Here is a 19,907-nt window from a genome sequence, read left to right as displayed (position 1 = left end):
CACAACCCACCCCCCCCGCGCGCGGGGGGGAGATTCCAAAGACTGCCGGGGCGGCGGCGGGCGCAGATCCCGGGATATTAGCGCGAGAGCCACGCGAGGAAAGTCCCCTTCAGCTCGTCTTATGAGAGGAAAGTCCCCTTCAGCCCACGCCGGGGGTCACACCGCCACGGGGAGTTTTGCCGGGCCGCGCAGGTTCATCCGGCCGTTCCACTCGACGTCGCCGTCGAACCGGAGATCCGGGAAGCGGCCCACCAGGCGTTCGATCGCGACGCGTCCTTCCAGCCGGGCCAGCGCCGCGCCGAGGCAGTGATGCGGGCCGGCGCCGAACGACACGTGCTGCCGGGCGTCCGCGCGGTCGATCCGGAGCAGGTCCGCGTCCTCGCCCCAGAACCGCTCGTCGCGGTTGGCCGAGCCGAGGCAGGCGATGACGAAGGTGTTCGCGGGGATTTCCTTGCCCCGCACGACATGCGGCGCGACGGTGACCCGCCGGGTCTGCTGCACCGGGCTGTCGTAGCGGAGGAACTCCTCGACGGCGTTGCCCGCCAGCTCCGGCCGGGCGCGCAGCAGCGCGAGCTGATCCGGGTTCCGCAGCAGCGCGACGGTCCCGTTCGCGATCAGGTTCACCGTGGTCTCGTGCCCGGCGATGTAGAGCAGCGCCACCTGCGCGATCAGCTCGTCGTCGCTGAGCTTGTCCCCCTCGTGCTCGGCAGCGATGAGCGCGCTCAGCAGATCATCGGCCGGATGCTCGCGCTTCCAGGCGATCACCTCCCTGATGAGCGCGGCGATCTCGTCGCTCGCCTCGGAGATGGCCCGGACGGTCTCCTCGTCGGCGACCACCTCGAGCGAACGGACCAGCGTGCCGCTCAGCTCGCGGATGCGGTCGTGGTCGGTCGGCGGCATGCCGAGCATCCGCGAGATGACCGTGAAGGGCAGCGGGAACGCCAGCGCTCCGGCGAGATCCACCCGCCCGGCGCCGGCGATCCCGTCGAGCAGGGAATCGACGATCTCGGTGATCTCCGGTTCCAGCGCCGCCACCGAACGCGGCGTGAACACCTTCGTCACCAGCGAGCGCAGCCGCGTGTGGTCGGGCGGGTCGCGGTCCAGCATCGAGCGGTTGAGGATGGTCATGCCGTCCTCGCTCAGCTGGTCGTACTGCTCCCGGAACTCCGGGTCGGTGACCAGCCGCTCGTCGACCGAGAGGCCCGCGCGCAGGATCGCCGCCACGTCCTCGTATTCGGTGAGGAACCAGAAGCCGTACGGGTGCTGGTGCACCGGATCGGCCGTCCGCATGCGCCGGTACACCGGGTACGGGTCGTCGGTGAAGCCGGGCTCGAAGGGGTTGAACAGCAGTTCCGTGTCGGTCATCGCTGCCTCCTGAAGGCTGTCCGCCTCATGCCGTGGCCGCGCCACGGGCGGCGAAGAGAGGGCACCACCGCGGCATCCGGCGGTGGCGCGGGGCCTGGTGCGCGGCCGGGATCCGCCCCGGCTCCAGGCGGACCCCGGTCGCCTGGAGGAGCCGACGGCGGTGATGGTCGTCCAGCTCGGCCAGCGCCGGATGACCGGTGCACGCGTCCAGGAGCAGCCGCGCCGCCGGCATGACCGCGGCGAGCTCGTGCCACAGCCGGACGAGCGCCGCGTGGACGTCCGCGGGATCCTCCTCCAGGACGGCGTCCAGGCGCGCGTCGAACGCCCGGTACCACCGGAACTGCACCTCCCGCAGGAACCCGTCGAAGCCGCCGAACTCCGCGTCCACCTCGGCCCGCCGTCCGGCCGGGATCACCGGCAGCCCGGATTCCGCGATATCCCCCAGCACCGCCTGGACCACCCGCTGGCGGCGATGCAGCTCGTTCCACGACATACCCCTGCACCTACTCCGTGTCGGAAACATACACTGCGTATGTCGTATACTCCCCGCATGCCTTCTGTCAAGAGCCGGCGCGAGCAGTACTCGCAGGCGACCAAGGCCGCGCTGATCGAAGCGGCCACCCGGCGGTTCGCCGAACACGGCTTCGCGGGGACCTCGCTCGAGGACGTCGCGGCCGACATCCAGGCCACCCGTGGCGCGGTCTACCACCACTTCTCGAACAAGACGTCGCTGTTCCGCGCGGTGTTCGACGAACTGGAAACCGAGATGATGCGCCAGGTCACCGAATCGCGGGAGAACTCGGCGGGCCCGTGGCAGGCCGCGCTCGCGGCCATGGCGAAATTCCTCGACCAATGCTGCGACCCGGTCTACGGGCGGGTGGTCTGGCAGGAGGCACCCCTCGCGCTCGGCTGGCGCGAATGGCAGGAATGCGAGGAGAAATACGCCTACGGCTTCATCGAGCAGACCCTGCGGGAACTCGTCGACAACGGCGAAGTCCGGCCGTTGCCCCTCGGGCCGACGACCCGCATCACCTTCCATATTCTCGGCACCGCGGGAATGGCACTCGCCGAAGCGTCCGAAGAGGACAAACCGAGGATCAGGGCCGAGTACGCCGAGGTCATCGGGCAGTTGCTCAGCGGCATCCGGATCGAGAAACCGTCCTAACAGGACACAAGAGAAGGGCGGGTGCCCCGCGTAAGCAGGACACCCGCCCCTCGTGGTGCGTTACCGGACAGCTCAGCTCTTCGAGCCGCCGATCTGTTCCTTGACCCAGGCCGCGTGCGCGGTGACGTCGGTGTAGATGCCGGCCTTCTCCGGGCAGTTCGCCGTCTGCCCCCGGCTGGTCGCGCCGACCAGCGCCCACTTGTCGCCGTCCTTCACCACGGCAGGCCCGCCCGAATCGCCGTAGCAGGCACTGACCTTGCCGCCCTGGTTGTCCATGCACAGCTCGGTCTTGGCGTCGAAGTCACCGCAGGCACTCGCCGCCGCGATCTTCGTGTCGACCTGCTGCAACTTGACCGGGGCCTCGCCGCAGCCCCGGGTCGGACAGGTCTGGCCCCAGCCGATCTCCCGCACCGCCGTGCCCTCCTTGGGCTTGGCCGAGGCGATCGAGATGGGGGCCGCCTTCACCGGCTTGGCCAGGTGCACCAGGGAAATGTCGTAGTTCCCCTGCCCCTGCCAGCTCCACTTCGGATGCGGGATGAACTTGTCCACCGCGACGACCTCGCCACCCTTGGTCCGGTCGGTGCTGCCGATGCGGTACTGCCACTGCGCCGGGTCCTCGACGCTGTCGTCCTGATTGGTCACACAGTGCCCCGCCGACACCAGCCATTGCTCGGCGATCAGCGAAGCACCGCAGTTGTGCTGCCCGTCCTTGGTCTGCATGGATGCCATGAACGGATAGGTCTCCGTCGCGTCACCACCGCCGATGATGAACGGCTGCACCCCACCGTCCGGCGCTCCGGCGGCGACGGCCGGGGTGACGAAACCGAGAAGTGCGGCTGACGCGGCCAGCAATCCCGCGACCATGGACCGTTTCCTCATCTGATCCCCTTCCTTTCCCTGCGGTCAGTTATTTTCACCCTGATCGCAGGGGACGTTAGGGGGCGAGCGCACGACCTCGGTACCTACGATCGTCGGAACCGGTCTTTACTATCGAATACCCCGTGAACCGTAACCGGAATCAGCCGGAAGAATCCTCTGTGGACAGATTTACCCCGGTCTTCCGGCACGCGACGAAAGTAGGGGAACGCGAATCACCTCTCCGCTTCGCCGTTATTGGGACGCCCGTACCGCCGCGAGAACGTCGTCGGTGGCCGGGTCGAGAATGTCGTCGAAATCGTGGTGCCGGGCGACGTACTTCGCGACGAACGGGCAGACCGCCACGATCCGCCTGCCGTCGGCGCGGGTGAGTTCGAGCGCCCGCGCGATCAGCGCGCTCGCCAGTCCCCGCCCCGCGAACCGCTCGTCGATTTCGGTGTGGAAGAAGACCCGCCGTTCCTCGTGGTCGAGGAATTCGGCGAACCCGGCGGCCTCGCCACCGGCGGTGATCTCGTACCGGTCCTTCTCCGCCGATCGGGTGACCGCGACGTTCTGCTGCTCTGCCATGGCCTCACCCTAGGCCGGGCCCCGCGGCTACGCTCGGCCATGAGACCGGCGCGACGCCGGCCGCAGGCGCACGGGAGAGCGGATGAGCAACCTGGAAACCACCCCCGCGGAGCTGACCTGCACGGGCGACGGCGAAACCGCGCCCGGCCTGGTCCTCACCCCGCGTGCGGTGCCGCTCGGCGGACCGCGCGGGATGACCGTGCGCCGGACGCTGCCCCAGCGGTCCCGCTCGCTCATCGGGGCCTGGTGCTTCGCCGACCACTACGGGCCCGACGACGTCTCCGGCACCGGCGGGATGCGGGTCGCCGGGCACCCGCACACCGGGCTGCAGACCGTGTCCTGGCTGTTCGACGGCGAGGTCGAGCACCGCGACACGGTCGGCACCCACGCGCTCGTCCGGCCCGGCGAGGTCAATCTGATGACCGCGGGCAACGGCATCGCGCACTCCGAGTACTCGACCCCGGCCACCAGCGTCCTGCACGGTGCCCAGCTGTGGGTGGCACTGCCCGAACGGCACCGGTTCGCCGCGCCCGCCTTCGAGCACTACGCGCCGCCCGTGCTCGACCACGACGGGGCGCGCGTGCTCGTCTTCCTGGGGTCCCTGCTCGGCAGTTCGTCGCCGGTCCACACGTTCACCCCGTTGCTGGGCGCCGAAATCACGCTCCGCGCCGGCCAGCAACTGCGGCTCGACGTCGACCCCTCGTTCGAACACGGCGTGCTCGTCGACACCGGCGAGGTCCGCGCCGCCGGGGTCACCGCGGGGCCGGGCCACCTGATCTACCAGCCGACGGGCCGGCCGCGGCTGGACCTCGCGGCGGCACCGGATCGCGACACCCGCGTGCTGCTGCTCGGCGGCGAGCCGCTGGGCGAACAGATCGTCATGTGGTGGAACTTCATCGGGCGCTCCCACGAGGACATCGCCGCCTACCGCGAGCAATGGCAGGCGGAGCGGGCGAACCCCGGCGGGGACGGAGCCCGGTTCGGCTCCTTCCCCGCACAGTGGGCGGAGACGCTCGCCGCGCCGGAGCTGCCCCACGCGCGGCTGCGCACGCGAGGGTGAGGCGCGCTCAGCCGGGGAGGTCGCTGATCTCCCACAGCCCCAGCGCTTTGTCCGCGTAGGCGCCGTCCTCCTCGGTACAGCCCTCGAGGAGGACGGCCAGTGGCTCGGGGAAACCGAACGGCTCCCGGCACAGGTTCAGCGGCCGCCAGTCCCCCGTCGGGATGTCGGTGTTGGTGGTCAGTTCGACGAACGTGGTGGTCAGCAGGTACCGGGACCCGCTGCGCTTGAGGTTCTCCACGGCCCGCCCGATCTCGGCGAAGCTCAGATGCACCAGGCAGTCCCGGCACAGCACCAGATCCGCCCTCGGCAGCGGATCCGCGGTCAGGTCCAGCACCCGGAACTCCCGCGTGCCTTCCTGCCCGTACCGCTCGGTGTTGCGGTCCACCAGATCGGCGACGATATCCCCGCCGAGATACCGTTCCACACCGAGATCGACGCCGCTCAGCCAGCCGAAGTCCCCGCACGGCAGGTCGAGCAGGGTGCGCACGCCGAACCGGCCGAGCAGCTCCGGCAGCCGCGCGCGCAGTTCGCGAGTCTGTTCGAGTTCCGAGCCCTGCCCGGACACCGAGTCGTCCGAACCCCACAGGTTGTTCCGGAAGATGTGCGTGAAGCGCTCCCTGGCGTCCATCTTCGCGAGCGTGTCGGCGTGTTGTTCGTAACTGCGCTGCGCCACCGTGATCGGCCGATCGTCCATGTCGCCACCATACTGATCACCGGCGGGAAAGCGCTTCCCTTCCGCGCTCCCTTTTCGTGCTCGCGGCTAGCGCCGCACCGGCGCCCGGACGGGACGGCGGGAGAAGCGCAGGGCACCGTCGTCGATCTTGCCGTGCCGCAGGTTCACGACGTCGTGCGCGTAGCTCATGCCGAGCTGCCAGGGGGCCCGCGAACCGGCGCGCGGGAACTCGTCGATGGAACGCCGCACGTAGCCCGCGTCGAAGTCCATCAGCGGCTGTTCGGTGACCGACGGGTCGTCGTTGACCGGGACGAACTGGTCGTACCCCCGGGAGTCGAGATACCGCAGCAACCGCACGACGAATTCGCTGACGAGGTCGGCCTTGAGCGTCCACGACGCGTTCGTGTAACCGATCGTGAACGCGAAGTTCGGCACGCCGGACAGCATCATTCCCTTGTACGCCATGGTTTCCGGCAGTTCGACTTCGCGCCCGTCGACGGCGAGCCGGATACCGCCGAGTGCCAGCAGCCGCAGCCCGGTCGCGGTGACGACGACGTCCGCGTCGAGTTCGGCCCCGGATTCCAGGCGCAGCCCGGACTCGGTGAACGTCGCGATCCGGTCGGTGACCACCGACGCGCTCCCCCGCCGGATCGCGCGGAACAGGTCGCCGTCGGGCACGAGGCACAACCGCTGGTCCCACGGCTGGTAGCGCGGCTTGAAATGCGTGTCGACGTCGTAGCCGGACGGCAGCAGGCGGGTGTTCGCCCGGCGGATCAGCTTGCGCACCAGCCCCGGGTGCCGCCTGCTGAGCTGGTAGAACAGCGTCTGGCTCAGCACGTTCTTCCACCGCGCGATCGGATACGCGCGCCGGGCGCCGAGCAGGCTCCGCAGCCGGTTCGCGAGCGCGTCCTCGGCGGGCAGCGCCATGATGTAGGTCGGCGACCGCTGGAGCATCGTGACGTGGGCGGCCTTGTCCGCCATCGCCGGGACCAGGGTCACCGCCGTGGCGCCGCTGCCGATCACCACGACCTTCTTGCCGGTGTGGTCCAGGTCCTCCGGCCAGTGCTGGGGGTGCACGACCGTCCCGCCGAAGCGTTCGATGCCGGGGAATTGCGGCGTGTGGCCCGCGTCGTAGTGGTAGTAACCGCTGCACAGGTACAGGAAGTTCGCGGTCAGCGTCACGGTTTCGCCGTCGTGGACGGCTTCCACGGTCCAGCGAGCGTCCTCTGTGGACCATTCCGCCCGCACGACGCGGTGCCCGAACCGGATGTGCCGGTCGATGCCCGCCTCGGCCGCGGTGTCGCGAACGTAGCGCAGGATCGACGGCCCGTCCGCGATCGCCTTCGCCTGCGTCCACGGCCGGAACCGGTAGCCGAGCGTGTGCATGTCCGAGTCGGAGCGCACGCCCGGGTAACGGAACAGGTCCCACGTTCCGCCGATGGCGTCACGAGCTTCGAGGATCGTGTACGTCCGCTTCGGGAAGGCCGACTGGAGGTGGTGCGCCGCGCCGACGCCGGACAGCCCGGCACCGACGATCAGCACGTCGACGTGTTCGGTCGTCATCGCACGGCCTCCTGGGTCCGGGTGGCTTGGGCAGGTGCCGCCCGCTCGGCGGTCCGGCGGCGGACGACGGCGAGACCACCCTTCCCGGGAGCGTAGGCTATCCCGCGCGAATGCCATCGCTCGTCGCGCTCGTTCGTCGGTATCAGGGTGTACTCGCGCAGCAGCGTCCGCAGCACGACGTTCAGCTCCATGGTCGCGAAGGCCGCGCCGATGCACCGCCGGGTCCCGCCGCCGAACGGGATCCACTGGTAGAGGTCCGGCCGCGTGCCGACGAAGCGCGACGGGTCGAACGCCCGCGCGTTCGGGAAGAGCGTCTCGTCGTCGTGGATCAGGGCGATGCTGACCAGCACCGCGTACCCCTTCGGCAGCGTCCAGCGGCCGAGCCGGAGACTGTCCGCCTTGACCTGCCTCGACGTCAGATCGATGACCGGCCGGGTGCGCTGCACTTCGAGGATCGTCGCCTCCCGCAGTTCCTTGCCGCCCGCGTCGGTCTCCTCGACGAGGTCACGCAGCACCGCCGGATGGCGGCGCAGCCGTTCGACCGCCCAGGCCAGCGTCGTCGCCGTCGTCTCGTGCCCGGCGGTGAGCAGCGTGAGGAGCTGGTCGGCGATCTCACCGTGGCTCATCGCGGAGCCGTCGTCGTAGCGGCTCTGCAGCATCAGGGCGAGGACGTCGTCGCGCTCGTCGAGATTTTCGCCGTGGGACGCCTTGACGATCAGCCGTTCGACGATGGCGTCGTACTCGCGCCGCATCGCCCTGAACCTGCCCCACGGGCTCCACCGTGCCTCGCCGAACTTAGGCATCGGGACCACGGCCAGCCGCGAACCGAGGGTGACGAAGGGCGGCAACAGATCGCGCAGCCGGGAGAGTTCGGCGCCCTCGGCGCCGAACACCGCGCGCAGGATGACGTTGAGCGTGATCCGCATCATCGAAGGCAGCGTCGCGAACGGCCGTCCTTCCGGCCACGAAGCCATCTCGCGCAGCGTTTCCGCTTCGACGATCTTCTCGTACGCGCCGAGACGACGGCCGTGGAACGGCGGGACGAGGAGTTTGCGCTGCTGCCGGTGTTCGTCGCCGGACAACGCGAAGAACGAGCGAGGGCCGAGCACTCTGCCGAGGTTCACTTCGAGGTTGTCGGCGACCTCGGGACCGGTCATGAACAGCTGCTTGATCTCGGCGGGATCGCTGATCACCACGGCGCGGCCGAAGACAGGGACGTGCACGGTGAACGCGTCGCCGTAGCGGTCCCGCAACCGCCGCATCCCGCGCAACGGCATGGTCAGCGCGTACGCACCCTGGAAGGCGCGCGGCGCCGAGGGGCCAGGAGGAAGCTTGACAGTCATCGAGCCGGCACCCTTCTCGGCGTGGTACGTCAACGTACCGTCGGTACGGTACGCCGGAGTACCATTGCTGCACAAGAGCTTCTCGGATGCGGGAGGTATAGCGTGACCACGGTGACGACCGCTCGACAGCAGCACTCCGAGACGACGCCGGCGTCCGACGAGGCCGGGAAATTCCGCCAGCGGCTGCTCGACGGCCTCGCCGCCTCGATCGTGGAGGACGGCTACCGGGACACCACGATCGCCGACATCGTCCGCCGCGCGCGTACCTCGCGGCGGACGTTCTACGAGCACTTCTCCAGCAAGGAAGCCTGTTTCGTCGCTCTGCTCGCCGACGCGAACGCCGAGATGGTGCGGCAGATCGCGGCCGCCGTCGACCGGAGCGCGCACTGGGAAAGCCAGGCGCGGCAAGCGATCGAGGCGTGGATCGCCTGCACGGAATCCGAGCCCGCGCTCACGCTGAGCTGGATCCGTGACGTCCCGGCGCTCGGTGCCGCCGCCCGTCAATTGCAGCGCGACACGATGGAAGCGTTCATCGTCATGATCCAGACGCTGTGCGACACCCCCGAATGGCGGACCGCCGGGATCGGGCCGGTGTCCCGTCAGCTCGTGATCATGCTGCTCGGCGGGTTACGCGAGCTGACCGCGAGCACCGTCGAGGACGGCGGGCGGATCGGCGACCTCACCGAGGTCGCCGTCCACGCCACGATCGCGCTGCTCGGCCCGCGCCCCTAGGCTCACACCGCCGCGGGCGTCTCCTGGGCGAGCAGTTCCCGCACCCGCGGGACGACCTCGGTGCCGTACAGCTCGATCCCGGTCATCATCCGCTCGTGCGGCAGGGTGCCCTGCGAGTACTTGAGGTCGAAGCGGTCCGCGTCCAGTGCCCGGACGGTCCGCGCGATCTTCCTGGCCACCGTCTCCGGCGAACCGACGTGCAGCGCGCCCTCGTGGACGTCGGCCTCGAACTTCTCCCGCGTCAACCGCGGCCAGCCGCGCTCGGCGCCGATGCGGTTCAGGATCACCTCCGTGTGCGGCCACAGCGTCTCGATCGCCTCCTCGTCGGTCTCGGCGACCAAGCCCGGCGAGTGCACGGCCACCGGCAGCGGCTCCCTGCCGAACTGGTCCAGCGCCCGGTGGTAGAGATCGACGTACGACGCGAAGCGGACCGGGTCGCCACCGATGATCCCGAGCACCAGCGGGAAGCCGTACTTCGCCGCGCGGACCACCGACTCCGGGGTGCCGCCGACGCCGACCCAGGTGCGGATGTGCCCGCTCTCGGTCTTCGGGTACACGTGCTGGTTGTCCAGCGCGGCCCGCAACCCGCCTTCCCAGGTCACGGCCTCCTCGGTCAGCAGCTTCGCCATCAGCTCGAGCTTTTCCGAGAACAGCTGCTCGTAGTCGCCGAGGTCGTAGCCGAACAGCGGGAACGACTCGGTGAACGAACCACGGCCGAGGATGATCTCCGCGCGGCCACCCGAGATCGCGTCGAGCGTGGCGAACCGCTCGAACACGCGCACCGGGTCGTCCGAGCTGAGCACGGTGACCGAGCTGCTCAGGTGGACACGCTCGGTGCGGCTCGCGATTCCCGCGAGCACCACCTCGGGCGCGGAAACCGCGTAGTCGTCGCGATGGTGCTCACCCACGCCGAAGTTGTCGAGGCCGACCCGATCGGCGAGGACGCCCTCCTCGATCACGTTCCGGATCACCTGCCCGTACGGAAGACGCTCCCCCGCGGCGTCGACCGTGACGTCACCGAAGGTGTCCGCCCCGAATTCCACGTTCTTGGCCATGCCGTCTTCCCCTGTCCCTGTGCCGATCACGCTGTTAGATGCTTCGTCAAGCAACTACAATACCCGCATGCCTTCTTATTCCCGGCCGGTCCAGCCCCTCACCCCCGCCGAGGAGACGCTGTTCCGCACCTGGCTGCGGGCCGCGCGGCTGATCCGCCGTGCGTTCGACGAGGACCTCGAGCGCGAGCAGCGGATGTCGCTGCACGAGTACAGCGTGCTGATGCACCTGTCCGAAGCGCCGGAACGCCGCCTGCGCATGGGCGAACTGGCCGCGGCCGTCGAGATGTCGCTGAGCGGGATGACCCGGCTGGTCACCCAGCTGGAACGGCTCGGGTTCGTCGAGCGGTGCCGCCTGGAGTCCGACGGCCGCGGCGCGAACGCGGTCCTCACCGACCGAGGGTTCGCCCGCCTCGAAGAGGCCTATCCGACGCACCTCGCGAGCGTACGGCGGCATTTCGCCGACCACCTCGCCGGGCTCGACATCGCCGAGCTGACCCGCGCACTGGCAGCCTGCGCGGACAGCACCTCGGCGTAATTCGCTCGCGGGCGCCGCCGTGCCGTCGTTATGCTCGCCGCGTCCATCGTGGATTCACCGACCGGGCCTGTGGCCGAAAAGCCGTGTGCCTTAGAAAGAGTGTCTTGATGCCCCGGCCCGCGCCGAGCGCGCCTCGCTTCACCGCGTAACCCTTCGCGTCCCCAGGACGCCGTTCGCGGTGCCCTCAGCCGCTCCACCGTGCCCGGATTCTTCCCGGGTCACGGGGCTTTCGCGCGGCCGCTCGGCCTGCTCTTGCTGTTCTCCGTACCTTTTCAGCAAGGAGCATCCCGGTGTCCACCACCGACAACACTCGTCAGAACAACACCGTCAAGATCGGTACCTTCGCCTGCGTCCGCTGCGGCCTGACCGTGTCGGCCTTCGCCGCCGACGGCACGCGGCGCAACCACTGCCCGTCCTGCCTGCACTCCCGGCACATCGTCGACCACACCGACGACAGCCCGGGTGACTGCCAGGCACGGATGACCCCCATCGCGATCGCCGTCACGCGCGGCGGCGACTGGATGGTCATCCACCGGTGCGTGCGCTGCGACGAACTCACGGCGAACCCGATCTGCGCGGACGACAACCAGCTCATCCTGATGCGCATGGCGGTCCGCCCGCTGGCCCAGCCGCCGTTCCCGCTCGAAGTGTTCGGCGACCTGTGATCGTGGCCCGGCAGAAAGGAAAACCACATGCCACGACGGAACAACCGCCAGGAACGGGCTCGTACGCAACGGCACAAGGACGTCCAGCACGCCGAAACCGGGTACCGCGCGTTCCGGTGCGTGGGGTGCCGGCTCGACGTGCCACCGGACGCCCCGGGCACCGCGCACCGCAACCACTGCCCGCACTGCCTGGCCAGCCTGCACGTCGACCGCCGCGTCCCCGGTGACCGGGCCGCGTCCTGTCGCGGGCGGATGGAGGCACTGTCGATGTCGGTCCGCCCGGACGGCGAATGGCTGATCATCCACCAGTGCCGGACGTGCGGTGAGCTGTCGGCCAACCGCATCGCGGGGGACGACAACGCGCTGGTGCTGCTGCGGCTGGCGCTCAAGCCGCTGCGGGACACCAGGGCGGCGACCCGCACGCTGCTCGCCCTGTGAAAACCGGGGCCGCCGAAGCGATCTCTTCGGCGGCCCCGGCCAGTCACCGGCCCGCCGCGGCGTCGCCGATCGCTTCGTCGAGAATGGACAGACCGAGCGCGAGTTCCTCCTCGGTGACGGTCAGCGGCGGCGCGATCCGGAACACTCCGCCCATTCCGGGCAACTGCACGATGTTCATGTGCAGGCCGAGTTCGAGGCAGCGCCGGGTGACCGCCGCGCCGAGTTCGTCGGAACCGCGCTTGGTCTCCCGGTCGGTGACCAGCTCGAGGCCGGCGAGCAGGCCCCGGCCGCGGACGTCCCCGACGACCGGATGCCGCTCGGCGATCGCGTCGAGGCCCTGCCGGAGAAGCACGCCCAGACGGGCTGCGCGCTCGTCGAGCCGCTCGGCCGTGAGGACGTCGAGCACGGTGTTGCCGACGGCGGCCACCAGCGGGTCGGCGACGTGGGTGGTCAGGAACAGGAACCCGCGCTCGTGGGCCGTCTGCTCGATTTCCGCGCTGGTGAGCACGGCGGCGAGCGGCAGCCCGGCACCGAGGGTCTTGGACAGGGTCAGGATGTCCGGGACCACGCCGTCGCGTTCGAAGGCGTACCAGGTCCCGGTGCGGCAGAGCCCGGTCTGCGCCTCGTCGAGGATCAGCAGCATCCCGCGTTCCCGGCATTTCTCCCGCAGGGCGGCGAAATAGCCGGGCGGCGGCTCGATGATCCCGCCCGAGCTGAGGATCGGCTCCACCACACACGCGGCGAGCGCGCCGACCGACTGCGCGTCGATCATCTCGAACCCGAAGTCCAGCTGACGCCGCCAGTCGAGTTCACCGTCGGGAGTGGTGAAGTCGGGGCGGTAGGCGTTGGGGACGGGAAGCGCGAAGTTGCCTGGCGCCGCGGGACCGTAACCCTTGCGGCCCGCGCTGTAGGTCGCGTTGGCGGCCCCCTGCGTCATCCCGTGCCAGGAACGGGCGAACGAAACGATCTCGTGCCCGCCGGTGACGAGCTTCGCCATCCGGATCGCGGCCTCGTTCGACTCGGCGCCGGTCGTCAGGAGCAGCGCCTTCTCCAGCGGCGCGGGCAGGGAATCCGCGAGCCGCCTGGCGAGGTCGACGACCGGGCGGCTCAGCATCCCGCTGAACAGATGGTCCAATGTGGACACCTGGCGCCGCACGGTGGCGACGATCTCCGGATGCGCGTGGCCGAGGATCGCGCTCATCTGCCCGGAGGTGAAGTCGAGGATCCGCCGGCCGGTCTCGGTGTAGACGAAGCTCCCCTCGGCATGGTCGATGATCTCGCGGGTGAACGCGCCCCCGCCGGTGTAGCGCACCAGATGGCGGTCGGCGTCGGCCCAGAACGTCGCGGCGGTGGACGGGTCGGTGATCGGAGCAGCCATGTCTCCGACGCTAAGGGCACCCCGAGCGACGCGTCCATCTCACGATTCCGGCTGTGCTGTTCGGTGAAACCGCACAACAATGGCGGCATGCTGAACCCGTGGCGGCTCCGCCTGCTGAGCCAGCTCGACACCCTGGGCACCGTCCGCGCCGTGGCGCAGGCGGCCAACCTGAGCGCTTCGAGCGTGTCCCAGCAGCTCGCGGTGCTGGAGAGCGAAACCCGCACGCGCCTGCTCGAACGGACGGGACGCCGGGTCCGGCTGACCCCGGCCGGGCTGATCCTGGCGCGCCGGGCACGGGCGATCCTCGACCACATGGACACCGTCGAGGCCGAGCTGCGCAGCCTCGGCGAGGAGCCGGTCGGGCTGGTGCGGCTGGGGTCCTTCCAGAGCGCGATCCACACCCTCGCGGTCCCGGCGGTGACCCGGCTCGCGCGCTCGCATCCGCATCTCGACGTCGAGCTGCTGGAGCTGGAGCCGCACGAGAGCATCCCGGCACTCCAGGTCGGCGACGCCGACCTCATCATCACGACACCGGACTTCGTCGAGCAGCCGCTCGGCCCGGACGTCGACGTCGTGCCGCTGGCCATCGACCCGATCGTGCTCGTGCTGCCCGCGGATCATCCCACGGCGGGCCGGGGGCCGGTGGACCTCGCCGCCTGCGCGAACGAGCCGTGGGCGTTCGACATTCCGCAGTCGTACATGGCGAACGTGGCGATCCGGCTGTGCCGTCAGTCCGGTTTCGAGCCGCGGGTGGTGTGCCGCTTCAGCAACTACCTGATGACCCTGCAGCACGTCGAGGCCGGGCTGTCGATCGCACTGCTTCCCAGCCTCGCCGTCGATCACCGCTACCGCGTCGCCACCCGCGAACTCGCCACCCCGGTCACCCGCACGATCACCGCCGCTCTCCGGCGAGGTTCACCACCGCGCGCGGCGGTGAACCTCGTGCTCGACGCGCTCCGGCACCACCCGGCGCTGCCCGCCTCCGTGGCGCCCGCCGCCCCGGATCAGGCGGCGGGTGGCCAGGTGTAGAGCTTCTCCGGCGTGATCCGGACGATCAGCCGTTCGGCCGCGGGCTCCGGCGGCGGTGTCGCGCCGCCCATGTAGCGGTCGTACATCTCGTGCAGCAGCGTCTTCCCGGGATCCGGGGTGATCTCCACGGTGCCGCGGATCTCGACGTAACGGCCGGTCTCCTTGCCGAGTACGAGCAGGCTGACCCGCGGATCGCGGCGCATATTGCGGGTCTTGAGCCGTCCCTCGATCGTGCTGAACACGACCGTGTCCCCGTCCCGCTTGACGAAGATCACCGAGGACTGCGGACGGCCGTCCGCGTTCGAGGTCGCGATCATCGCGGCGTGCGGGCCGTCGAGCAGTTCCCGGGCGAAGTCGGTGAGGTGCGCGGTCATCGGGCTGTTCCTTTCGTCGTCCATATCCCGGTAGACCGGACGACGGCCGGAAAGGAATCGGTGCCGCGGGATTTTTCTCAGGCGACGGTCAGGACGAGCTTGCCGGGCGCGTGCCCGCCGTCGCTGACCCGATGGGCTTCGGCGGCGTCGGCGAGCGGGTAGACCGCGCCGATCCTGACCCGCAACTCGCCGCGGGCGGCCCGCTCGACGACCTCGGCCAGATCCTCGCCCCTGCTGCGGTCGTCGCCACCGCCGGAGAACGTGATCCCCAGCTCCTGCGCGGCGGGATCGGCGATCGTCACGATCCGGTCGGTGCCACCGCGCAGGGTGATCGAATCCGGCAGCGCGCCACGGCCCGCCGCGTCGAACACCGCGTCGATCCCCTTCGGCGCCAGCGCACGCACGCGATCGACGAGCCCGTCGCCGTACTCGACCGGAGTCGCCCCCAGCGAAGCGACGTAGTCGTGGTTGGCCGCGCTCGCGGTGCCGATCACCGTGGCGCCGAGCGCCACCGCCAGCTGCGCCGCGAGGCTGCCGACCGCACCGGCCGCGCCGTGGATCAGCAGCGTGTCCCCCGCGCCGACCTCCAGCACGCGCAGCACACGTCGAGCGGTTTCCCCGGCGACCGGCAGCGTGGCGGCGTCCTCCCAGCCGAGCCCGGCCGGTTTGGCCGCGACCACGGTCGCGAGCGCGTACTCCGCGTACGAGCCGGAATCCGCCCAGCCCACGACCTCCTGGCCCACGGTCAGCCCGGTGACGCCCTCGCCCACCGCGTCGACGACTCCGGCGACGTCCAGGCCCGGCGTCGACGGCAACGTCGTGGGGAACACCGCCTGCATCGCCCCGGACCGGATCTTGCCGTCGACGGGGTTGACCCCCGCCGTGTGGACCTTGACCCGTACCTGGCCCTGCCCGGGTTCCGGAACGTCCACTTCGGACAGCTGGAGTACCCCGGGATCCCCGAACCGGTCGAACGTGATCGCCTTCATGCCGTTTCCCTTCCGACTGCTGTTCCGCATTACCTGTCCGAACAGGCAACTCCGGCGACCTCTTCCGAGCGGACGACGAATGTGACCCAGGACACCAACGGCGCCAAGGTTAGTACGCTCTCCCTTCGGCGTCACCCTGACGGCTGTGCGAGCAGGTAACCTGCGAGTTCGTCGGGGAGAAAGGACGGTCGATCGCGATGGAGCAGCCGGACCCCGGGGCCGCGGCCCCGCCCGCCGCGCGCGGCGGCCCGATCAGCCACACGATCTTCCGGGTAGCACGCCTGCACCGCATGCTGGCCGGCCAGCTGCTGCGCCAGGCCGGGCTCCATCCCGGACAGGAACTGCTGATGATGCACCTGTGGGAGGCCGGCCCGCAGCGCCAGACGGACCTCGTCGCCGTACTCGGCTCCGACTCGGCCACCGTGACCAGGACGGTCACCCGGCTGGAGCGGTCCGGTTTCGTCCGCCGCACCTCGTGCCCGCACGATCGGCGGGTCACGATCGTCACCCCCACGCCCGCGAGCCTGGCGCTGCGCCGCGAGGTCGAAGAGATCTGGCGGCGGCTGGAGGACCTGACCGCCGACGGACTGACCACCGGCGAACGGGACACCGCCCTCGACGTACTGGAGCGGCTCGAACGCAATCTCGCCGAGGCCACCGCGGAACGCTGCGCGCGGACGTCGCCGCCGCGCCGCCCGTAACCGGTGGCCACCCGGGGCGCCCGTTCCGGGTTACGGTCACGGTATGCGCTTTGGTATTTCCCTTCCCCAGTTCTTCGCCGACGGCGAGTTCGACCCGGCCGGCTTCCGCGCGTTCCTGCGGCGCGCCGAGGAACTCGGTTTCGACAGCGGCTGGACACAGGAGCAGGTCCTCGGCTCGATGCCGCATCTGAGCCCGATCGAGACGATGACCTACGCCGCCGCCTGCACCGAGCAGCTCCGGCTCGGATGCGCGGTGTTCGTCTCTCCCCTGCACAACCCGGTCCACCTCGCCAAGCAGCTCGGCACGCTGGACCAGCTCAGCCGCGGACGGCTGGACGTCGGCATCGGGACCGGCGGCAAGGGCCGGGCGTTCGGCGCGTTCGGCATCGAGGCCGAGGGCCTGGTGTCGCGGTTCACCGAGGGCCTGCGGCTGATGCGCGAGCTGTGGACGCAGCCCGAGGTGACCTTCGACGGGCGGTTCTGGCAGCTCGAAAACGCTTCCATGGAGCCGAAACCGTTCCAGAAGCCGGGCCCGCCGGTCTGGTTCGGCGGCAGTCACCCGAACGCGCTCGCGCGGGCGATCCGGCTCGGCGACGGGTTCTTCGGCGCGGGTTCGTCCACCACCGCGAAGTTCGCCGAGCAGGTCAAACTGCTGCGCGCCGGACTCGCCGAAGCGGGACGGCAGGACTTCCCGATCGCCAAGCGCGTCTACATCGCCGTCGACGACGACGCGGCCCGCGCGCAGACCCGTATCGCCGACGGACTGGCCGCGCTCTACGGCAAGCGCGGCTTCGAGGACGTGGCTGTCGCGGGCACCGCCAAGGACTGTGTGGACGGTGTGCGCGAGGTGATCGATGCGGGCGCCGAACTGGTCCTGTTCACCCCGCTGTTCGACCAGGCCGAGCAGATGGAACGCCTCGCCGCGGAGATCATGCCACAGCTTCCCTGATCTCCGCGGTCACTCGCGCTCGGCCCTGCGCAGCCCGCGCTCGGGTGTCCACCACTCGACGACGAGCATCGTGGCCTTGTCGTCGAGGTGGGTGTGCACCACTTCGGCGATATCGGCGTGGAAACGGTCGCTGCCCTCGCCGTCGGCACCTTGTCCGGCGACGAGGGCCCGGCCGGAGATCTTCGCCTCGCCCGGCCATTGCGCCTCGGCGCCTTCGACCGGGTCGACCGTGGCACTGTGCAGAGCGAAGCGCGGATCCCGGCGGAGATCCGCGCCCTTGCGGGCGTTCGGCATCGATCCGAAGACCAGCTCACCATCCTCGAAGACCGCCTCGATCCCGGAGATCCGCGGCGACCCGTCGGCCCGCAAGGTGGCCATGGTCTTGTGCCGATGGGCGTCGAACAGCGCCCGCACCCGCCGCGCGAACTCGGGTGCCGCCTGTTCGACGTCGCGCCAAGCCGTCATGCACTCACGGTACCGACGGCGCAGCCACACTCAAAGTACATCTGATCCTCGAGGTCCTCGCCTATGCGGCCGAGGAGGCCGAGAGCAACGCCGGCGGACGATGCACCAGGGGCAGACCGTCAAGAAGCCGATCATGGCGACGAAGGATCTGCGGTTCTTCGACTTCCCCGACGCCCAACTGCTTCCCGACGGTCACCCACGCCGCGGAATGTCCGTCGTCGCGGCACTGAGCGAGTGGCTCGTGCACACCAACCGGCGCCACAACGGTTCATGGACCCAACGCTACGAACACGGCATCCCGGCCACCGACCTGACCCCGATCGCCGACGACGGCACGACCGGGACAACCGTCCTCTTCCGCCCACAGCAGAACCTGGACGCGACGACTCAACCCCCGGCAAGCACGCTGCAGCAATGGACCGAATCATGGCCACAGCTGTCCATCGAGACGATCGACCGGCGAGTCGGCTGACCTCGACTGTCCCGTGCCTCGTCGCCGAGCAGCCCTTGGTCGATGATTTCTCTCGCAAGAGAAGGAAAACAAGCCAAGCCTCCGTGCAGACGCCGGTCGGCTTACGTCCAGCGGCAGCAGGTACGTCTGACCGGTACGGCACGCTGGCGCCGGGCTCCTGGTGCGAGAGAAGTGGCTTCGGTAACCACCTCCCCTACCAGGCGCCCATGCCCACCATAGGTTCAAGGGGCGATGGGTATGTGGAGGACGTTGCGTCTGGGTGTGCGTAAGGGATCTACGTAATCTGGCGGGATGAACTCGGGGAGTCCGTCCTCGGCGATCCGGACCGACCAGTCGGCTTTGTGCAGGAGTCGGTGGTGGGCGCCGCAGAGCAGGACGAGATTCCGGAGAACGGTCAGTCCGCCGTGTATCCACATAGTGACGTGGTGGGCGTCGCAATGCCGGGGTTTGCGGTGGCAGCCGGGGAATGCGCAGCCGCCGTCCCGGATGGTCAACGCTTTGCGTAGCGCGGGTGTAACCAATCGTTTGGCTCTGCCGAGATCAAGGGGTTCGCCCCTGGAGCCGAGAACGGCGGGGATGACCTGGCAGTCGCAGGCCAGCATCCGGGCTTCGGTGGCGGTGATGGTGCTGACCATGTCCAGGCAGGCGGTGCCCAGCTTGGACTTCAGGTCCTCAAGGGTCACTGTGACCAGGAGTTGGGCCCGGTCGCCGCCGGGCACATCCGGGACGTTGGCGAGCATCGCGATCGCCTCGCCGAAGGCTTCCCCGTAGCGTTCGGGGACCGAGCGCAGGTCGGGCCATTTGTCTTCCCCAGCAGGACGCGGGGTGGCCAGTGGATCGAGGATGGTGCTCAGCCGGGTTCCGGTGATGGGGTCGAGCTGTCCGTCGATGTCGAACCAGCCGTCCTTGCGCTGTCGTACCCGCAGTTCCGGCTTCCGCTCCGGCGGGTCCGGGTCCTTCGGTGGCTTCCCGTCCTGGTCCATCCGCGCCAGCAACTCATCAGCGGCTTTCACCACCTCTTGAGGCGTCGCGTGACGAGCCAGCTCCACCAAGATCTTCTCGGCCTTGGATCTGTCCTCATCGGACACAAAGCTCGGGACCTTCTTCAGGAACTGGAGAATACGGTCGCTGTGGTGCGGGCCGATCTCACCGTCCAGTGCGGCGGCGCCGGTTGCTGGCGCCACCGCGGGGAGTTCGGTACCGTCGAGGTTACGGCCGGGATTCAACCCGTGGGCACGATCGAGATACTTTTTGGCTTCACCACGCGACATTCGAGCCATATGCGCGAACCACGCCGCAGTGGAGCCGTATCCGTACAGTTTGGACGCGCCGCGAGAGTCGATCTCCGCGAGGTAGTGGCCGAGTTCGGCGTCCAGGCGCCACAAGGACTCCAGTCGTGTACGCACCTCATCGGCGAGTTCACGACCGGATCGCCGCCACAGCTCCTGCGGCGGTTCCAGAGTGGACAGATTCCCGGACACACCACCATCATACCGCGCCGGATAGAACATAT

23 protein-coding genes are annotated in these 19,907 nt (G+C 69.5%); 10 read left to right on the top strand and 13 right to left on the bottom strand.

Features of this window, described 5'->3' with window-relative positions; genetic code table 11:
- Positions 1 to 156: 156 nt before the first annotated feature.
- Positions 157 to 1,365: a cytochrome P450 gene (locus ACFWX1_RS08825; protein ID WP_378385357.1), complete on the bottom strand. Its 1,209-nt coding sequence runs from the start codon at positions 1,363 to 1,365 to the stop codon at positions 157 to 159.
- A gap of 25 nt (positions 1,366 to 1,390) precedes the next feature.
- The gene (locus ACFWX1_RS08820) at positions 1,391 to 1,858 is read right to left on the bottom strand and encodes a hypothetical protein (RefSeq protein WP_378385355.1); all 468 of its coding nucleotides are present in this window, start codon (positions 1,856 to 1,858) and stop codon (positions 1,391 to 1,393) included.
- A 57-nt stretch (positions 1,859 to 1,915) separates the two neighbouring features.
- Here ACFWX1_RS08820 and ACFWX1_RS08815 point away from each other — a divergent pair, with 57 nt between their 5' ends.
- Entirely contained in the window at positions 1,916 to 2,530 is a 615-nt protein-coding gene (locus tag ACFWX1_RS08815) for a TetR/AcrR family transcriptional regulator (RefSeq protein ID WP_378385353.1), read from the top strand.
- A gap of 72 nt (positions 2,531 to 2,602) precedes the next feature.
- Here ACFWX1_RS08815 and ACFWX1_RS08810 read toward each other — a convergent pair whose 3' ends face one another.
- A complete protein-coding gene (locus tag ACFWX1_RS08810) occupies positions 2,603 to 3,409 on the bottom strand; it encodes a S1 family peptidase (protein WP_378385351.1) in 807 nt (268 codons plus the stop codon).
- A gap of 231 nt (positions 3,410 to 3,640) precedes the next feature.
- Complete coding sequence (locus ACFWX1_RS08805) at positions 3,641 to 3,973, bottom strand: GNAT family N-acetyltransferase (RefSeq protein WP_378385349.1); 333 nt, start codon at positions 3,971 to 3,973, stop codon at positions 3,641 to 3,643.
- Between the two features lie 82 nt (positions 3,974 to 4,055).
- Here ACFWX1_RS08805 and ACFWX1_RS08800 point away from each other — a divergent pair, with 82 nt between their 5' ends.
- Positions 4,056 to 5,033: a pirin family protein gene (locus ACFWX1_RS08800; protein ID WP_378385347.1), complete on the top strand. Its 978-nt coding sequence runs from the start codon at positions 4,056 to 4,058 to the stop codon at positions 5,031 to 5,033.
- 7 nt (positions 5,034 to 5,040) lie between these two features.
- On the opposite strand, the gene ACFWX1_RS08795 is transcribed toward ACFWX1_RS08800, so the two are convergent.
- The 3 genes from ACFWX1_RS08795 to ACFWX1_RS08785 form a co-directional block, all read right to left on the bottom strand.
- A complete protein-coding gene (locus tag ACFWX1_RS08795) occupies positions 5,041 to 5,727 on the bottom strand; it encodes a class I SAM-dependent methyltransferase (RefSeq protein ID WP_378385346.1) in 687 nt (228 codons plus the stop codon).
- Positions 5,728 to 5,793: 66 nt separating this feature from the next.
- Positions 5,794 to 7,269: a flavin-containing monooxygenase gene (locus ACFWX1_RS08790; protein ID WP_378385344.1), complete on the bottom strand. Its 1,476-nt coding sequence runs from the start codon at positions 7,267 to 7,269 to the stop codon at positions 5,794 to 5,796.
- Complete coding sequence (locus ACFWX1_RS08785; protein ID WP_378385342.1) at positions 7,266 to 8,612, bottom strand: cytochrome P450; 1,347 nt, start codon at positions 8,610 to 8,612, stop codon at positions 7,266 to 7,268. Before ACFWX1_RS08785 ends, ACFWX1_RS08790 begins: the two co-directional genes overlap by 4 nt.
- Before the next feature lie 111 nt (positions 8,613 to 8,723).
- Between ACFWX1_RS08785 and ACFWX1_RS08780 the strand changes: the two genes are divergently transcribed.
- Positions 8,724 to 9,344, top strand: a complete 621-nt coding sequence (locus ACFWX1_RS08780) for a TetR/AcrR family transcriptional regulator (RefSeq protein ID WP_378385340.1) — start codon at positions 8,724 to 8,726, stop codon at positions 9,342 to 9,344.
- Between the two features lie 2 nt (positions 9,345 to 9,346).
- Here ACFWX1_RS08780 and ACFWX1_RS08775 read toward each other — a convergent pair whose 3' ends face one another.
- Positions 9,347 to 10,399 carry an LLM class flavin-dependent oxidoreductase gene (locus tag ACFWX1_RS08775; RefSeq protein WP_378385338.1) on the bottom strand — a complete coding sequence of 351 codons (1,053 nt, stop codon included), beginning with the start codon at positions 10,397 to 10,399 and terminating at the stop codon, positions 9,347 to 9,349.
- Positions 10,400 to 10,466: 67 nt separating this feature from the next.
- Between ACFWX1_RS08775 and ACFWX1_RS08770 the strand changes: the two genes are divergently transcribed.
- From ACFWX1_RS08770 to ACFWX1_RS08760, 3 genes are all read left to right on the top strand, one after another.
- Positions 10,467 to 10,934, top strand: a complete 468-nt coding sequence (locus ACFWX1_RS08770; protein WP_378385336.1) for a MarR family winged helix-turn-helix transcriptional regulator — start codon at positions 10,467 to 10,469, stop codon at positions 10,932 to 10,934.
- 290 nt (positions 10,935 to 11,224) lie between these two features.
- A complete protein-coding gene (locus ACFWX1_RS08765; protein WP_378385334.1) occupies positions 11,225 to 11,599 on the top strand; it encodes an RNHCP domain-containing protein in 375 nt (124 codons plus the stop codon).
- A gap of 27 nt (positions 11,600 to 11,626) precedes the next feature.
- Positions 11,627 to 12,037, top strand: coding sequence for an RNHCP domain-containing protein (locus ACFWX1_RS08760; protein WP_378385332.1), 411 nt, complete (start codon positions 11,627 to 11,629; stop codon positions 12,035 to 12,037).
- Positions 12,038 to 12,080: 43 nt separating this feature from the next.
- Here ACFWX1_RS08760 and ACFWX1_RS08755 read toward each other — a convergent pair whose 3' ends face one another.
- Complete coding sequence (locus tag ACFWX1_RS08755; protein ID WP_378385330.1) at positions 12,081 to 13,415, bottom strand: aspartate aminotransferase family protein; 1,335 nt, start codon at positions 13,413 to 13,415, stop codon at positions 12,081 to 12,083.
- Positions 13,416 to 13,502: 87 nt separating this feature from the next.
- On the opposite strand from ACFWX1_RS08755, the gene ACFWX1_RS08750 reads away from it, so the two are divergent.
- A complete protein-coding gene (locus tag ACFWX1_RS08750) occupies positions 13,503 to 14,444 on the top strand; it encodes a LysR family transcriptional regulator (RefSeq protein ID WP_378385328.1) in 942 nt (313 codons plus the stop codon).
- On the opposite strand, the gene ACFWX1_RS08745 is transcribed toward ACFWX1_RS08750, so the two are convergent.
- Positions 14,420 to 14,818, bottom strand: a complete 399-nt coding sequence (locus ACFWX1_RS08745) for a PPOX class F420-dependent oxidoreductase (protein WP_378385326.1) — start codon at positions 14,816 to 14,818, stop codon at positions 14,420 to 14,422. The genes ACFWX1_RS08750 and ACFWX1_RS08745 overlap by 25 nt on opposite strands.
- A 77-nt stretch (positions 14,819 to 14,895) precedes the next feature.
- Complete coding sequence (locus tag ACFWX1_RS08740; protein WP_378385324.1) at positions 14,896 to 15,807, bottom strand: NADP-dependent oxidoreductase; 912 nt, start codon at positions 15,805 to 15,807, stop codon at positions 14,896 to 14,898.
- A 197-nt stretch (positions 15,808 to 16,004) separates the two neighbouring features.
- On the opposite strand from ACFWX1_RS08740, the gene ACFWX1_RS08735 reads away from it, so the two are divergent.
- Together ACFWX1_RS08735 and ACFWX1_RS08730 are read left to right on the top strand one after the other, a co-directional pair.
- Positions 16,005 to 16,508 carry a MarR family winged helix-turn-helix transcriptional regulator gene (locus tag ACFWX1_RS08735; RefSeq protein ID WP_378385322.1) on the top strand — a complete coding sequence of 168 codons (504 nt, stop codon included), beginning with the start codon at positions 16,005 to 16,007 and terminating at the stop codon, positions 16,506 to 16,508.
- A gap of 43 nt (positions 16,509 to 16,551) precedes the next feature.
- A complete protein-coding gene (locus tag ACFWX1_RS08730) occupies positions 16,552 to 17,457 on the top strand; it encodes an LLM class flavin-dependent oxidoreductase (RefSeq protein WP_378385320.1) in 906 nt (301 codons plus the stop codon).
- Positions 17,458 to 17,466: 9 nt separating this feature from the next.
- Here ACFWX1_RS08730 and ACFWX1_RS08725 read toward each other — a convergent pair whose 3' ends face one another.
- Positions 17,467 to 17,922 (bottom strand): pyridoxamine 5'-phosphate oxidase family protein, encoded by a 456-nt coding sequence (locus ACFWX1_RS08725; RefSeq protein ID WP_378385318.1) that lies wholly within the window; start codon positions 17,920 to 17,922, stop codon positions 17,467 to 17,469.
- Between the two features lie 133 nt (positions 17,923 to 18,055).
- On the opposite strand from ACFWX1_RS08725, the gene ACFWX1_RS08720 reads away from it, so the two are divergent.
- Positions 18,056 to 18,394 (top strand): hypothetical protein, encoded by a 339-nt coding sequence (locus tag ACFWX1_RS08720; RefSeq protein WP_378385316.1) that lies wholly within the window; start codon positions 18,056 to 18,058, stop codon positions 18,392 to 18,394.
- A 221-nt stretch (positions 18,395 to 18,615) separates the two neighbouring features.
- On the opposite strand, the gene ACFWX1_RS08715 is transcribed toward ACFWX1_RS08720, so the two are convergent.
- Positions 18,616 to 19,875 (bottom strand): DUF222 domain-containing protein, encoded by a 1,260-nt coding sequence (locus ACFWX1_RS08715; protein WP_378385314.1) that lies wholly within the window; start codon positions 19,873 to 19,875, stop codon positions 18,616 to 18,618.
- Positions 19,876 to 19,907: the final 32 nt, after the last annotated feature.

It is taken from the genome of Amycolatopsis sp. NPDC059021 (assembly GCF_042739895.1).
In the GTDB taxonomy this organism is placed as follows: Bacteria; Actinomycetota; Actinomycetes; order Mycobacteriales; family Pseudonocardiaceae; genus Amycolatopsis.
This window is presented reverse-complemented; position numbering and strand designations above follow the sequence as displayed.